This window comes from Streptococcus oralis, from assembly GCF_023109005.1.
In the GTDB taxonomy this organism is placed as follows: Bacteria; Bacillota; Bacilli; order Lactobacillales; family Streptococcaceae; genus Streptococcus; species Streptococcus oralis_BU.
The window spans coordinates 405,656-421,092 of the sequence record NZ_JALDTU010000001.1 but is presented as its reverse complement, the minus strand read 5'-3'; the positions used below and the strand labels follow the sequence as shown (position 1 = coordinate 421,092).

General features: G+C 44.3%; 13 protein-coding genes. 3 read left to right on the top strand and 10 right to left on the bottom strand.

Annotation, left to right across the window (positions count from 1 at the left end; all coding sequences use genetic code 11):
- Positions 1 to 49 precede the first annotated feature (49 nt).
- Complete coding sequence (locus M1F56_RS01975) at positions 50 to 667, top strand: TVP38/TMEM64 family protein (RefSeq protein ID WP_000076176.1); 618 nt, start codon at positions 50 to 52, stop codon at positions 665 to 667.
- Positions 668 to 945: 278 nt separating this feature from the next.
- On the opposite strand, the gene scrK is transcribed toward M1F56_RS01975, so the two are convergent.
- Together scrK and M1F56_RS01965 are read right to left on the bottom strand one after the other, a co-directional pair.
- The gene (gene scrK, locus M1F56_RS01970) at positions 946 to 1,833 is read right to left on the bottom strand and encodes a fructokinase ScrK (protein ID WP_000164289.1); all 888 of its coding nucleotides are present in this window, start codon (positions 1,831 to 1,833) and stop codon (positions 946 to 948) included.
- A 158-nt stretch (positions 1,834 to 1,991) separates the two neighbouring features.
- Positions 1,992 to 3,878 (bottom strand): sucrose-specific PTS transporter subunit IIBC, encoded by a 1,887-nt coding sequence (locus M1F56_RS01965; protein ID WP_247916688.1) that lies wholly within the window; start codon positions 3,876 to 3,878, stop codon positions 1,992 to 1,994.
- Positions 3,879 to 4,256: 378 nt separating this feature from the next.
- Here M1F56_RS01965 and M1F56_RS01960 point away from each other — a divergent pair, with 378 nt between their 5' ends.
- Together M1F56_RS01960 and M1F56_RS01955 are read left to right on the top strand one after the other, a co-directional pair.
- Positions 4,257 to 5,711, top strand: coding sequence for a sucrose-6-phosphate hydrolase (locus M1F56_RS01960; protein ID WP_084852627.1), 1,455 nt, complete (start codon positions 4,257 to 4,259; stop codon positions 5,709 to 5,711).
- The gene (locus tag M1F56_RS01955) at positions 5,692 to 6,657 is read left to right on the top strand and encodes a LacI family DNA-binding transcriptional regulator (RefSeq protein WP_084852628.1); all 966 of its coding nucleotides are present in this window, start codon (positions 5,692 to 5,694) and stop codon (positions 6,655 to 6,657) included. Before M1F56_RS01960 ends, M1F56_RS01955 begins: the two co-directional genes overlap by 20 nt.
- Before the next feature lie 35 nt (positions 6,658 to 6,692).
- Here M1F56_RS01955 and M1F56_RS01950 read toward each other — a convergent pair whose 3' ends face one another.
- The 8 genes from M1F56_RS01950 to fmt form a co-directional block, all read right to left on the bottom strand.
- Positions 6,693 to 7,967, bottom strand: coding sequence for a hydroxymethylglutaryl-CoA reductase, degradative (locus M1F56_RS01950; protein ID WP_247916687.1), 1,275 nt, complete (start codon positions 7,965 to 7,967; stop codon positions 6,693 to 6,695).
- Positions 7,967 to 9,139 (bottom strand): hydroxymethylglutaryl-CoA synthase, encoded by a 1,173-nt coding sequence (locus tag M1F56_RS01945; protein WP_061588399.1) that lies wholly within the window; start codon positions 9,137 to 9,139, stop codon positions 7,967 to 7,969. Before M1F56_RS01945 ends, M1F56_RS01950 begins: the two co-directional genes overlap by 1 nt.
- Positions 9,140 to 9,257: 118 nt before the next feature.
- Positions 9,258 to 9,713, bottom strand: coding sequence for a threonine/serine exporter family protein (locus tag M1F56_RS01940; protein WP_000176910.1), 456 nt, complete (start codon positions 9,711 to 9,713; stop codon positions 9,258 to 9,260).
- Between the two features lies 1 nt (position 9,714).
- The gene (locus M1F56_RS01935) at positions 9,715 to 10,473 is read right to left on the bottom strand and encodes a threonine/serine exporter family protein (RefSeq protein WP_247916686.1); all 759 of its coding nucleotides are present in this window, start codon (positions 10,471 to 10,473) and stop codon (positions 9,715 to 9,717) included.
- An 85-nt stretch (positions 10,474 to 10,558) separates the two neighbouring features.
- The gene (gene pknB / locus M1F56_RS01930; RefSeq protein WP_247916685.1) at positions 10,559 to 12,439 is read right to left on the bottom strand and encodes a Stk1 family PASTA domain-containing Ser/Thr kinase; all 1,881 of its coding nucleotides are present in this window, start codon (positions 12,437 to 12,439) and stop codon (positions 10,559 to 10,561) included.
- Complete coding sequence (locus M1F56_RS01925; RefSeq protein WP_000401533.1) at positions 12,436 to 13,176, bottom strand: Stp1/IreP family PP2C-type Ser/Thr phosphatase; 741 nt, start codon at positions 13,174 to 13,176, stop codon at positions 12,436 to 12,438. The genes pknB and M1F56_RS01925 overlap by 4 nt, the downstream gene beginning before the upstream one ends.
- Before the next feature lie 15 nt (positions 13,177 to 13,191).
- The gene (gene rsmB, locus M1F56_RS01920) at positions 13,192 to 14,505 is read right to left on the bottom strand and encodes a 16S rRNA (cytosine(967)-C(5))-methyltransferase RsmB (protein WP_247916684.1); all 1,314 of its coding nucleotides are present in this window, start codon (positions 14,503 to 14,505) and stop codon (positions 13,192 to 13,194) included.
- Positions 14,498 to 15,433 carry a methionyl-tRNA formyltransferase gene (fmt, locus tag M1F56_RS01915; RefSeq protein WP_247916683.1) on the bottom strand — a complete coding sequence of 312 codons (936 nt, stop codon included), beginning with the start codon at positions 15,431 to 15,433 and terminating at the stop codon, positions 14,498 to 14,500. The genes rsmB and fmt overlap by 8 nt, the downstream gene beginning before the upstream one ends.
- Positions 15,434 to 15,437: the final 4 nt, after the last annotated feature.

Here is a 15,437-nt window from a genome sequence, read left to right as displayed (position 1 = left end):
CTCCTCAAAATATGGTATAGTAGAATCATACTATCTATGAGGAGTTTACATGTCACAGGATAAGCAAATGAAAGCTGTTTCTCCCCTTCTACAGCAAGTCATCAATATTTCATCTATCGTCGGGGGAGTCGGCACCTTGATTTTCTGTATTTGGGCCTATCAGGCGGGTGTTTTACAATCAAAGGAAACCCTATCGGCCTTTATCCAGCAAGCTGGAGTTTGGGGGCCACCACTCTTTATCTTTTTACAGATCCTACAAACCGTTGTACCGATCATTCCGGGAGCTTTGACCTCAGTGGCTGGGGTCTTTATTTACGGCCACATCATCGGAACCATCTATAACTATATCGGCATCGTGATTGGCTGTGCCATTATCTTTTACCTGGTACGCCTCTATGGAGCTGCCTTTGTCCAGTCCGTCGTCAGCAAGCGCACCTATGACAAGTACATCGGTTGGCTAGATAAGGGCAATCGTTTCGAGCGATTCTTTATCTTTATGATGATCTGGCCTGTCAGCCCAGCTGACTTTCTCTGTATGCTGGCTGCCCTGACAAAGATGACCTTCAAACGCTATATGATTATCATCATTCTGACCAAGCCCTTCACCCTAGTGGTTTATACTTATGGTTTGACTTATATTATTGATTTCTTCTGGCAGATGTTTTGAGCATAGAAAATAGCCTGATACTAAATATACTTTGGTATGGAAATCATGCCAATATTTCGATAGTGAATCAAGAACTTACCTAGCCTTTCCGCCGTGATAAAAACACCTGAAATCTAATGGTTTCAGGTGTTCGGAAACTTTGAGACATTAGGCTCAAAGTTTCGATATGGAGCTTCGCAGAAAGTCGCTACCGTCCGTCATCACTTAAGGAAAGGCTCAAAAAAATTGTCTTCAAACAAAAAATCCGTTTGGTTGCCCAAGCGGATTTTTTGTTTGTTTTATTTTGCGACACTCTTAGCGAGGACAAAATTTCCAAGTGTGGCAGAACCATTTCCTGCAACTGCTGGAGTGACAATGTAGTCACGCACGTCTGGTACTGGTAGGTAGCCGTTGAGAAGAGCTGTGAATTTCTCACGTACACGGTCCAGCATGTGTTGCTGTGCCATGACGCCACCACCAAAGACGATCACGTCTGGGCGGAAAGTTACTGTAGCATTGACCGCAGCCTGAGCGATATAGTAGGCTTGAACGTCCCAGACAGAACTGTTGAGTTCGATGTTTTCACCACGAACACCTGTACGAGCTTCCAAACTTGGTCCAGCTGCGAAGCCTTCCAAACAGCCCTTGTGGAATGGACAGACGCCGTTAAATTCTTTTTCTACATCCATTGGGTGTTTGGCCACATAGTAGTGACCCATCTCAGGGTGACCGACACCACCGATAAACTCACCACGTTGGATAACACCTGCACCGATCCCTGTACCGATCGTGTAGTAAACCAAGTTTTCGATACGGCCACCAGCATTGTTACGAGCAACCACTTCACCATAGGCAGAGCTGTTCACGTCTGTGGTGAAATACATGGGTACGTTGAGGGCGCGGCGGAGAGCACCAAGTAGGTCTACATTTGCCCAGTGAGGTTTTGGAGTCGTTGTGATAAAGCCATAGGTTTTTGAGTTTTTATCGATATCAATAGGACCGAAGGAACCGATGGCAAGACCTGCAAGATTATCAAATTTTGAAAAGAACTCGATAGTTTTATCGATAGTCTCGATAGGAGTTGTTGTAGGAAACTGTGTTTTTTCTACAACGTTAAAATTTTCATCTCCGACAGCACAGACAAACTTTGTACCGCCCGCTTCTAAGCTTCCATATAATTTTGTCATGATAAACCTCTTATCTTTGTTTTCTCTATTATAGCACATTTTAAAAGGCTAGATTTCTCAATATTTTAGATTTTCCTCTGTAAATCTTATCATCCAAGTAAAAACGAACAAACATGATATTTGTTCGTTTTGTTTTTAGATTTGATTTTCGAAGAGGACTAGGCTTTCACTTCGATGATAGCGTCACCCTTGACAACTGAACCGCTTGCGACTGGTGTCACAGAAGCGTAGTCTGCTGTGTTGGTTACGATAACCATTGTTGTGTCGTCAAGACCTGCAGCAGCGATTTTGCTTGAGTCAAAGGTTCCGAGAACGTCACCAGCTTTGACCTTGTCGCCTTGAGAAACTTTTTGTTCAAATCCTTCACCGTTCATAGTCACCGTATCGATACCAACGTGGATCAAGATTTCAGCTCCGTTTGCTGTCTTCAAACCGTAAGCATGTCCTGTAGCAAAGGCAATTGATACTTCTGCATCAGCTGGTGCGTAAACCACGCCTTGGCTTGGTTTTACAGCAATCCCTTGTCCCATTGCACCACTTGAAAAGACTGGATCATCAACATTCTCAAGAGCAACTACGTCCCCAACGATTGGAGTTTGGATTGTTTCATTTTGAGGAGCTACTGGAATGTTACCAGTTGTTTCTTCTTGAACCAAGCGTTCTGTCGCCACTTCACTAGCAACTTCTTTTTCGTCCTCGTAACCAAACATGTAGGTAAGGGCAAAACCAAGAACGAATGATACAGCTACCATAAGAAGGTATTGGAACAATTGGCCATTCCCAACGTAAAGCATAGTACCAGGGATGATGGTGATACCATTACCAGTACCAGCAAGTCCAAGGATAGAAGCTAATCCACCACCGATAGCACCAGCGATCAATGAAAGGAAGAATGGTTTACGGAAGCGCAAGTTTACCCCGAAGATAGCAGGCTCTGTAATACCGAGGAAGGCAGAAAGAGCAGCTGGGAAAGCAAGTGTTTTCAGTTTAGGATTCTTCGTTTTAACACCAACGGCAACAGTTGCAGCCCCTTGAGCTGTCATCGCTGCAGTGATGATGGCGTTGAATGGGTTGGCATGGTCAGCAGCAAGCAATTGCACTTCAAGTAAGTTGAAGATGTGGTGTACACCTGATACGACGATCAATTGGTGAACCCCACCGATGACAAAACCACCGAGACCAAATGGCAAGCCAAGAATCGCTTTTGTTCCGAGAAGGATGTAGTTTTCAACAACGTGGAAGACTGGTCCGATGACAAAGAGTCCAAGGATAGACATAACCAAAAGTGTCACGAATGGTGTCACCAAAAGATCCAAGACATCTGGAACTACTTTGCGGAGACTTTTTTCAAACTTGGCTCCGACCACCCCGATGATGAAGGCTGGAAGAACAGAACCTTGCAAACCAACAACAGGAATGAAGCCAAAGAAGTTCATAGCTGTTACTTCACCACCTGATGCTACAGCCCAAGCGTTTGGAAGTGAGCCAGAAACCAGCATCATACCGAGGACGATACCAACAGCTGGATTTCCACCGAATACGCGGAAGGTTGACCATACAACTAAACCTGGTAAGATGATGAAGGCTGTATCTGTGAGGATTTGGCTGTAAATGGTAACATCTTCTGGAAGTGTCATTCCAAGAGCGTTCAAGAGCCCACGAAGACCCATGAAGAGACCAGTTGCTACGATAACTGGGATGATTGGCACAAAGACGTCACCGAAAGTACGGATAGCACGTTGGAACCAGTTTCCTTGTTTAGCAGCTTCTGCTTTCATGTCTTCTTTAGAAGATGTTGGCAAACCAAGTGCAACCACTTCGTCGTACATCTTGTTTACTGTACCAGTACCAAAGATGATTTGGTATTGGCCTGAGTTAAAGAAAGCTCCTTGAACTTTATCCAAGTTCTCAATCACTTCCTTATTGATTTTCCCTTCATCTTTGACCATGACACGTAGACGAGTCGCACAGTGGGCTACACTGTTGACATTTTCACGTCCGCCAAGGGCTTCGATGACCTTTTTTGCAATATCCTGATTGTTCATTTGCAAAAATCTCCTTATAAAATTTTGTTCTTGTTTGAAAGCGATTTTATTCGCCCTACGACTATTATTTTATCATGTTTCTAAAATATGTCAAGCGTTTTGCAGAAATTTTTAAACCCTTTCTTTTTTCTCTGATTATTTTTGCTCGTTTTTGAGGGTTATTCTCTTTTTCCTCAAAAAAATATCTTTATACTTGAGGAATCAAGGCTTTTATTTACATTTTCTTTCATTTTTTCGTGAAAATTTGCCAGATTTCCTTTACTTGATTTATGGCAATCGTTTGACATATTTTTCTTTTTTTTAACATAAAAGACTTGCTTTTTTTGCCGAAAACGTTTACTATTAATAATAGAATAGAACTTATGGAGGAAAGATAAAATGGAATGGACAACCGAGCGCCGTTATAGACGCTATGAAGACTGGTCTAATGATGAAATCAAGCAAATCAAGGAAAAGATGGCACAGTCTCCTTGGCATACTCGTTACCATGTCGAGCCTAAAATGGGCCTTCTCAATGATCCAAATGGTTTTTCTTATTTTGATGGTAAATGGATTCTCTTTTACCAAAACTTCCCCTTTGGTGCAGCCCATGGGTTGAAATCTTGGGTGCAGCTTGAAAGTGATGATTTAGTGCACTTTACAGAAACTGGAGTCAAAGTTTTGCCAGATACTCCATTAGATAGCCACGGTGCCTACTCTGGTTCTGCCATGCAATTTGGCGATCAGTTGTTCCTATTTTATACTGGAAATGTCCGTGATGAAAACTGGATCCGTCACCCTTACCAGATTGGTGCTTTGATGGATAAGGATGGCAAGATTACAAAGATTGACAAGATCTTGATTGACCAGCCAGCAGACTCTACAGACCACTTCCGCGATCCGCAAATTTTTAACTTTAAGGGACAATATTATGCCATCGTTGGTGGACAGGACTTGGAGAAAAAAGGCTTCGTCCGTCTCTACAAGGCTGTGGACAATGATTATACAAACTGGCAAGCAGTTGGCGACCTTGACTTTGCTAACGACCGCACTGCCTATATGATGGAATGCCCAAATCTAGTCTTTGTAGGGGAGCAACCTATCCTTCTCTACTGCCCACAAGGATTGGATGAGAGTGTTCTAGACTATGATAATATCTATCCAAACATGTACAAAATCGGGGCTTCCTTTGATCCTGAAAATGCCAAAATGGTAGATGTGTCTCCATTGCAAAATCTAGACTATGGTTTCGAAGCCTATGCAACGCAAGCCTTCAACGCTCCAGATGGACGTGCATTGGCAGTAAGTTGGCTTGGGTTGCCAGATGTTTCTTACCCATCTGACCGTTTTGACCACCAAGGAACCTTCTCATTAGTCAAAGAACTCACTATCAAAGATGGCAAACTCTACCAATATCCTGTCTCAGCCGTCAAAGAACTTCGTTCTTCTGCAGAGGTCTTCTCAAATCGTACTCAAACCAATAACACCTATGAACTGGAGCTCAACTTGGAGGCCAATAGCCAAAGCGAGATTGTCTTGCTCGCTGATAAAGAAGGCAAGGGGCTTTCAATCAACTTTGACCTTGTCAATGGACAGATGACAGTGGATCGTAGTCAGGCTGGTGAACAGTACGCCCAAGAATTTGGTACCACTCGTTCTTGCCCTATCAATAACCAAGCTACTACTGCCACTATCTTCATCGATAAGTCAGTCTTTGAAATTTTCATCAATAAAGGAGAAAAAGTATTTTCTGGTCGTGTCTTCCCACATGCGGACCAAAATGGTATCCTCATCAAGTCTGGAAACCCAACTGGAACTTACTATGAATTAGATTATGGTCGCAAAACTAACTGATGTCGCAAAACTTGCAGGCGTCAGCCCCACTACCGTCTCACGGGTCATCAATAAAAAGGGTTATCTATCTGAGAAAACCATTCAAAAGGTTAATGAAGCCATGCGAGAGCTAGGCTACAAGCCTAATAATCTGGCTCGAAGCCTCCAAGGAAAATCTGCCAAGTTGATTGGACTTATTTTTCCAAACATCAGTCATGTCTTTTATGCGGAGTTGATTGACAAGTTGGAACACCAGCTCTTCAAAAATGGCTACAAGACCATCATCTGTAACAGCGAACATGACTCGGAAAAAGAACGGGAGTACATTGAAATGCTGGAGGCCAACCAGGTCGATGGTATCATTTCTGGAAGTCACAACTTGGGAATCGAAGACTACAATCGTGTGACGGCACCGATTATTTCCTTTGACCGAAACTTGTCTCCAGACATCCCTGTTGTCTCCTCTGACAACTACGGTGGCGGGGTCCTCGCAGCTCAAACTCTGATCAAGACAGGCGCCCAGTCTATCATCATGATTACAGGAAATGACAACTCTAACTCACCGACTGGACTGCGCCACGCTGGTTTTGCCTCTGTTCTCCCAAAAGCGCCTATTATCAATGTTTCAAGCGACTTTTCTCCCGTCCGAAAAAAAATGGAAATCAAGAATATCTTGACCCATCAGAAACCAGATGCGATTTTTGCTTCGGATGATTTGACAGCTATTCTGGTCATTAAAATTGCTCAGGAACTGGGAATTTCTGTTCCTGAGGAGCTCAAGGTCATCGGCTATGATGGAACTTACTTTATCGAGAACTACTATCCTCATTTGACAACGATTAAGCAGCCTATGAAAGAGATTGCCCAACTCACTGTTGATCTCCTCTTGCAGAAGATTGAAGGTAAAGAGGTCGCGACAACCGGTTACTTCTTACCCGTTACTCTATTACCTGGAAAAAGTATTTAAACACAAAAAAACTCAGACTGATTCGTCTGAGTTTTTTATGATCGTAAACTTTCCAGATAACGCTGGGCTGTCTCTAAGTTAAAGGTTTTATCTGCGATGAGGCGCTCAACGAGGGGAGCAACTTCGGACTCACTAGCACCTGCTAGGAGAGCTAGGGATTTGGCCTGTAATTTCATGTGGCCTTGCTGGATGCCCGTACTCACCAAGGCTTTGAGGGCTGCAAAGTTTTGGGCAAGACCAATAGACACGATAATCTGGGCTAATTCCTTAGCAGAAGGATTCCCCAGTAGTTCATGACTGAGGGCTACACGTGGGTTGAGACCGATAGAGCCACCCTTGGTCGCTACCGGCATGGGTAGTGTCATGTCACCGACCAATTCTTCTCTTTCCATGTCCAGCGTCCATTGACTAAGACCTTGATAGCGTCCATCTCGACTGGCAAAGGCATGGGCCCCAGCTTCGATGGCACGCCAGTCATTACCAGTGGCAATCAAAATGGCATCGATACCATTAAAAATCCCTTTATTATGGGTAGCCGCTCGGTAGGGATCAGCCTGCGCAAACTGGCTAGCCAAGGCTATTTTCTCCGCAATTTCTCGTCCTTGATCCCTTTGAGGACTCAAGTAGCGAAAGGCGATACGACAGCTTGCAGTCACCAGAGAATCGGTCGCGTAGTTGGACAAAATTCCCATAAGACTCTGCCCCTGACTGAGTTCTTCTAAGACTGGTTTCAAAGCCTCCAGCATGGTGTTGAGCATATTGGCTCCCATGGCTTCCTGGGTATCGACATGGAGATACACAACGAGAAAGTCTATTTCACCTTTGATCTGCTCTACATGCAAATCACGCGCCCCGCCACCACGTTTGACGATAGAAGGATAGGCTTGATTGGCAAGTTCCAAGAGCTCCGCTTTCTTGCTGGCAATCTTCTCTTGCGCTTGTTCAGGTTCAGCAACTTGATAAAGTGCTACCTGACCAATCATCTGGCGCTCATGTACTTGAGCAGTAAAGCCACCTGCTCGCTTGATAATTTTACTAGCATAGCTGGCCGCAGCAACCACTGAGGGTTCTTCTGTCACATAGGGAACTGTGTAGTCCTGACCATTTACAACAAGCTCTGGAACGATAGAATAAGGCAGAGAAAAAGTTCCCACCACATTCTCACTCAGCTGGTCTGCAACAGCCAAACTGACCTGTTCATCCTGCTCCAGACTGGTTTGCTTTTCAGGACTAAGGAGCGCCTGAGCTTTCAGTAACTCAAGGCGCTCATGGTATGATTTTTTAGAAAATCCATTCCAACTTAACTTCATTATTTTTCAACCTTGCTATAACGGCGTTGGTGGTCGAGAATTTCAACCAAGGCATAGTCTTGATGTTCATAGCCTGCAAATTGGGCTGAACCAGATTCATCCAACTGCAATTCTTCGAAGAAGACTTTTTCATAGTCTGCAACAGACAATGCTGTACGTTGCTTGAGTTTGGTCAAACGATCCTTATCAAGGTAGGCCTCATAGCCTTCAACCAGTTCTCCACTAAAGAACTCTGAAACCGCTCCACTTCCGTAACTGTAGAGGACAATTTTATCTCCAGCCTTCAAATTCTCTGCATTTTCCAAAAGGGAGAGAAGCCCAAGGAAGAGGGAACCTGTGTAGATATTCCCAATCATCTGACTGTAGAGAATGGACTTATCAAAGTTTTCTTGCAGACTATCCTTTTTTTCCTGAGACAAAGTCTTATCCATCATCTTGCGCAAGCCTTTTAGGGCTAATTTGGGATAAGGCAAGTGGAAGCAGATAGCCGCAAAATCATTCATAGTCCAGTCATATCGTTTCTTGTATTCATCCCAAGTCGTCGTAAGACTGTCAAGATATTGCTGAGTTGAGTACAAGCCGTTTACATAAGGAGTAGTTGAATAGTTCGGACGCCAGAAATCCATAATATCACGCGTTTGGGCAACATTATCATTGTTAAAGGCCATGGTACGCGGATTTTGCGTAATCAGCATCGCCACACTCCCAGCTCCCTGAGTTGGTTCACCTGGAGTCGCTACACCATACTTGGCAATATCGCTGGCGATGACCAAGACCTTGGACTCTGGAGAATTTTCCACATGCAACTTGGCATAATGGAGGGCAGCTGTTGCTCCGTAACAAGCTTCTTTGATTTCAAAACTGCGAGCGAAAGGCTGGATACCTAATAGACCGTGAACAAAGACCGCCGCTGCCTTACTCTGGTCAATCCCTGACTCGGTCGCCACGATGACCATGTCAATTTCTTCTTTTTCTTTATCTGTCAAAATAGAGTTACTTGCACTGGCAGCTAAGGTGACAACATCCTCAGTCAATGGTGCAATGCTAATTTCGTTTAATAAGAGACCCTTACTATATTTATTCGGATCAACTCCTCTTGCTTCTGCCAGGTCTTGTAATTTCAAGACATATTGACTGGTTGCAAAACCAATCTTATCAATACCGATTGTCATATTTACCTCTGTTTTTTCATTCATTGTAAAAAATCGTTCTATTATATTTTATCACAAATAGGAACAAATGAGAGAAAAAAGACCTGATTCAACAAATCAAGTCTTTGCTTTGACAGCATTAGGAGGATATGCCTCGCTGTTTTCGGATATAGTAATAAAGCTTCAGAATCACTGTTCCACTGGCCATCCCGATAGAAATGACCAGAGCCAACATAACTACTAGTGTTGCACTGGTAAGGGCATGACTGTAATCACCTGTCACAAAGAAAGCTGTCGTTCGATAGGATAGATAACCTGGCACCAAGGGGGCAAGAATGGCCAAGACAAAGACCACTGCTGGCGTCTTATAGACAATACTTAGAATCTGGCTGATGCAAGAACCAACCACCGCTGCGATAAAGGTCGCAACAATAACATTGGTTGGTTCTTTAAGTACAAGATAGAGGAGCCAGACACCCATTCCCAGAACACCACCAGGTAGGAGCATAGAGCGTTGAACATTCAGTACGATTAGAAAGGTGATAATGGCGAGTAAACTCGCTACTGCTTGGAGTAAAATACTTGTTAGAGTCATCTTATGTCATCAAAACTAGGGCGACGGAGGTGCCGGCCCCTAAAGCGAGGGTAATGAGCAGGGATTCAAACATCTTGCTCATACCAGAGTTGATATGGTTGGTCATGATATCCCGAACTGCATTTGTCAGGGCAATTCCCGGAACAAAGGGCATGACAGCTCCCGCTATGATCAAGTCTGCCGTCGAAGGAAATCCTGTATAGCGGGCCCAGAACTGGGCGATCAATCCGAAAACAAAGGCACCCGCAAAGGCCGTTACAAAAGGAATGCGGACAAACCTCTCTACATAGAGAGAGAAAGCAAAACCAAGTAAGGTCGCAATGGCTGCACCAAAAGCATCATAGGTATTCCCCCCGAACATAATCGAGAAAAAAGGGGCACTGAGAGTTGCTGCAATAGTCACTTGGTACTTGGTATAAGGAAGAGCTTGATTTCTGATTTCCTTTAGCCTTTCAAAGGCTGTAGAGAGATCGATTTGCCCTCCGACAAGCTCCCGTGATACTTGGTTGACATCACAGACTTTTTCGATGTTGTAGGAGGAAGAAGTGACCCGTTTCATACGAGAAATATTGGTATTCTCAATAGAAAAGAAAATAGCTGCTGGCATAGCAAGAACGTTGCAATCCACTATTCCCTGTGAATGAGCGATACGGATCATGGTGTCCTCAACCCGATAAATCTCCGAACCGCTTTTTAAGAGAATGGTTCCAGCTAACATAATGACATCGATAACGGCATTCAACTCTCTTGATTCGTCCATTTTCTCCTCCTTTTCTGCTTCCTATATTTTATCACAAAAATCAATGAAAAAAAATCTTTGTCATGAAATCATGACAAAGATTCGTTTAATCTCGAGAACTTTCACGGGTTCCTTCACTATTTGATTGACTAGTTGAAGGAGTGTTTCCTTGTTGGTTCCCCTGATTTGGAGTTGTAGAAGAACCTTGGTTCCCACGTTGTGCAGAACTAGAAGATGAAGTTGACGGTGGTGTTTTCGGTTTGTAGATGGAAAGTTTGATACGCGTGCTAGCAAGGTCAACCTGTTCACCCGCTTTTGGTGTTTGATCTACAACTGTACCTTCTGCTGTCCCTTCAGGAGCAGTCGAAACCTCGACAACCTCAATATTAGCCTCTTTTACACCGACAATCTGAGTCAAATTATTCTTTGTAAATTCGAGACTTGAACCAATATAACTTGGCATAGAAACACTTGTTACTCTTTTAGCAACCGTTAAAGTAATTGTGCTGGCTTTTGAAAGATCATAAGTCGTACCTGCCGCAGGACTTTGTCTGAGAATGGTTCCAGGTTCGCTTTCGCTGGATTCTTCCTCTTCCATCTTGATTAGATTCTCAGGAACCTTCTTCTCCTTGAGTTCAGCTACGGCATCCGTATACTTGCGTCCAACATAATTGCTCAATTGGAAGGATTGCTTACCAGAAGAAACAATCAAATTGACCTTGGTTCCTTCTTTTCGGCCACTACCAGCTTCTGGATCCGTTCGAATAACACGTCCTTCTGCTACGGTATCACTAGCCTCTGACTTTTCTTCACCGGCTTCAAACTTGGATTTTTTAAGAGCTTCCTTAGCCTCTGCAACGGTTTGTCCAGCTACGTCAGGAATAGCAATCGTTGCTGGTGTTCTAGATAAAATCCAGACCAAAGAAGCTGCAACTAATAGAAGACTAGCTAAAAGAATCAGATAGCGAGCCTTAAACTTCCGCTTTTTAGTTGGCTTTTGCGTAGGTGCTTGCTCTGGGGTTAATTTCTTTGACTGAGGACGTTCTTCCTGCGCCGGAGCTTTTGGAATCGAGGTCAATGTACTTTGTGGGACTTTAGGTAAAGTCTTCGTATCCGCCTTACTCGCATCGTCAAAGACCAGTTTCGGTTCATTCCGACGATTATAAGACAAACTAGTTGACAAGTCCATATACATTTCTGAAACAGACTGATAGCGATCAGACAATTTCTTAGCAGTTGCCTTGATGACAACATTTTCCAAAGCCTGAGGGACAGATGGGTTTTCAGCAATGACGGACGGAAGTGGCTTCTGGAAATGCTGAAGGGCAATCGTAACCGCACTATCCCCATCATAAGGGATATGTCCCGTCAGCATTTCATAGAAAATAATCCCCATTGCATAGATATCACTCTGGAAGGTCGCTTTTGAACCACGCGCTTGCTCAGGTGACAAATAATGAACCGAACCCAGCATCGAGTTGGTCTGGGTCAGACTCGTCTCTGCAAAGGCCACTGCAATCCCAAAGTCAGTAACTTTAGCAGTTCCATCTGGTGTCAAGAGGATATTTTGAGGTTTCAAATCTCGGTGAACAATTCCTCTAGCATGAGCTAAACGCATAGCCAAAAGAATCTGTCCCATAATCCGAACCGCTTCTTCATTTGAAAGAGGATAGTGTTCTTTGATATAACGCTTGAGGTCAAGTCCTGCTACGTATTCCATAGCTAGGTACTGTTGGCCATCTTCCTCACCGATATCTGTTATCCGAACGATATGAGGATGGTCCAGATCTGCCATAGCCCTCGCTTCCCGCTGGAAACGTGCCACAGCAATCGGGTCCGTCTGGTAGTTGGTCCTCAGGACCTTAACTGCCACCTCTTCCCCATCTAGGATCAAATCCTTGGCCAAGTAAACATCTGCCATGCCTCCTCGACCAATCTGCTTGACAATCCGATACCGCCCGGCAAAAATCTTGCCGATTTGGATCATTCTGCCGCCTCCTCGTTCATGTAAACAAGGGCAACCGTAATGTTGTCTAAACCTCCTGCATTGTTAGCAAAACGAATGAGGGTTGCCGCCTTGTCTGCTAGGGAAATATCACTGGTTACAATATCATAAATCTCGCTTGCCGAAATCATATTGGTCAAACCGTCACTATTGAGCAAGAGATAATCTCCTGACTCCAGTGTAATCATCCCAAAATCAGGCTGGATTTCATCTTTTTGTCCGATAGACTGTGTGATGATATTCTTTTGAGGGTGAGTTTCTGCCTCTTCTGGAGTCAATTGACCAGCCTTGAGCAATTCATTAACCAAGGAATGGTCACTCGTCAACTGGTGGTATTCTTCTCCACGAATCAAACCGATACGAGAATCTCCAATGTGAGCATAGATGGCTTGGTTGTCAATAAACGCAACAGCTTCTAGCGTTGTTCCCATGCCTCTGTAGGCTTCGTCCTGACCTAGTTGATGAATTTTTTGATTTTCAATCTCCAGGTAGTGGGCAAACCACTCACGAACTTCATTAACTGAGTTAATTTGGGTATCCACCCAATCCACACCGAGGTCTGTGACCGCCATCTCACTAGCGATATTTCCTGCACGGTGTCCTCCCATCCCGTCAGCCAAGATGATCATAGTGCGTCCTGCTCGGTTGACAAAGTGATTGACATAGTCCTGATTATTTGTACGTTTCTGACCAACATCTGTTAATAATGCTATTTCCATTGTGTCAGTTCCTTCCTATTCTGATATCTTGCGAAATTGGCTGATAAAGAATCCATCACTTCCATACAATTCAGGAGTAATCAGGATGCAGCCATCTTTCAGGATATCTTTGCATTCGTGTTCTAGTTTAACCTGCTCAAACTCGGGATGACTTTCTAAAAATGCCTCAACGACTTGAAAGTTCTCCTCAGAGACAATAGTACAGGTACTATACGTTATTATACCACCTTTTCGTAGCGTTTGACAAACACTACCTAATATTTCCAGCTGAATTTCCTGTAGGGACGTGAAATCTGCTGTTTCTTTATTGTATTTGATGTCTGGTTTGCGACGTAAGAGCCCAATACCAGAACAGGGAGCATCTACCAAAATCTTATCAAAAGAGTCCCGACCGAAAAACTCATGCACTTTTCTGGCATCCAATTTTTGCGTTTGAACTCGATCTGCCACACCTAAACGCTCCGCATTTTCTTGGATCAAGTCCAACTTATGGTCATACAAGTCCAAAGCTGTCACCTTACCAGATATGAGGTAAGAGGCCATATGGGCTGTTTTACCGCCCGGAGCGGCACAGGCATCCAGGACCTGTTCATCACCTTGTAGATCAAGAGTCGGAGCAACCAGTTGACTGGACTCGTCTTGGATGGTTATAGCCCCTTCTGCGAACAAATCATGTCCTGCAAAGTGGCCTTGCTCCTTGACCAGACCAGTGGCCGCTAAAGGGGAATCGGTCGCCTCTAACAAAGCTTTGATTTCCTCTTTTCGGCTCAAATCGGCTACACGAATACTGGCTTTGTTGCGCACCAAGAGACTTTCAAAGATGGCTTGTGCTCGCTCTTCACCGTATTCTTCCTTGAGTTTAGACACGAGCCAAACTGGGAGAGAATAAGCAATGGAATCACGCTTGTTTTTGCGTTTGATGCTGTCAACATCTGGCCAGCCTTCTCGCAAAATACGACGCAGGACGGCATTGACCAATTTTTCGCTGCCTTTTTTACGGGCTTTGGCTAGTTCCACTGCTTCATTGACCACAGCGTGATTAGGAATCTTATCCAGATACCGAAGTTGGTAGGCGCTCAGAAGGAGCAGGATATAGAGCCAGTTATCTAGCTTATCCCGGTCTTCGATAAAGTGGGACAGGTACCATTCCAGAGTCAGTTTTCGGGTTACCGTTCCGTAGACAATCTCTGTCACCAAGCCCTTATCTGCTACTGAGAGCTGACTCCCCTTGAGGTGTTTATTTAAGGCAATATTGGAGTATGCTTGATTAACCAAAACATCCTCTAGCACTGCTAGAACTAGACTTCTAGCTGTTTCTACTTTAGTCACCAAATCGTTCTCCTACAGTCAATGTCCGTCCCACTCCGTTGAGGAAGGAAGCAATGTCCATCTTAGGCTTACCAGCTGGCTGCACTTGCTTGAGAGACAGAGCCCCTTCTGCCGTAGCAACGATCAATTCTTTCTTGCCAATAGACAGAATCTCACCTGGAGCTCCCTGACCTTCTACTGGAAGGGCTTCATAAATCTTAAAGCGATCGCCTTTAAGGAAAGTGTGGGCAACAGGCCACGGGTTCATTCCACGGATTTGGTTGAAGAGTTGACGATTAGTCTTATTCCAGTCCAATTTTTCTTCCTCTGGTTTGATATTTGGAGAAAATGTAACCTGGTTTGGATCTTGCGGTTCTGGCTGAATTTCACCAGCTATATAAGCAGGAAGAGTATCTAAAAGCAAGTCACGACCTACAATCGCTAATTTCTCAAATAAGGTCCCGACATTGTCCTCATCTGTGATAGGAATGCTACGACGAGAAATCATATCTCCTGCATCCATTTCCTTAACCATCTCCATAATGGTCACACCAGCTTCCTCATCCCCTTGAATCAAGGCATAATGGATAGGCGCACCACCACGGTGTTTTGGAAGAAGGGAAGCGTGAACGTTGACCGCAAAATCCATGCTATCAAGGAGTTTACTTGGGAGAAACTGCCCAAAAGCAGCAGTGATAATCCCATCCGCCCCTAGCTTCATAATGTCTTCCATCTCTGGACTCCCAGATAATTTTTCAGGTTGGTAGATGGGAAGGCCTGCTTCTTTGGCAGCCTGCTTAACCGGGGTTTCTTGGATCACTTTTTTACGGCCGACAGCGCGGTCTGGCTGGGTCACAACAGCTAGAATCTCGTAACGATCATCTGATAACAAGCCCGTCAAAACTGTCGCTGAAAATTCAGGTGTCCCCATAAAGATTAGTTTTGTCATTTCT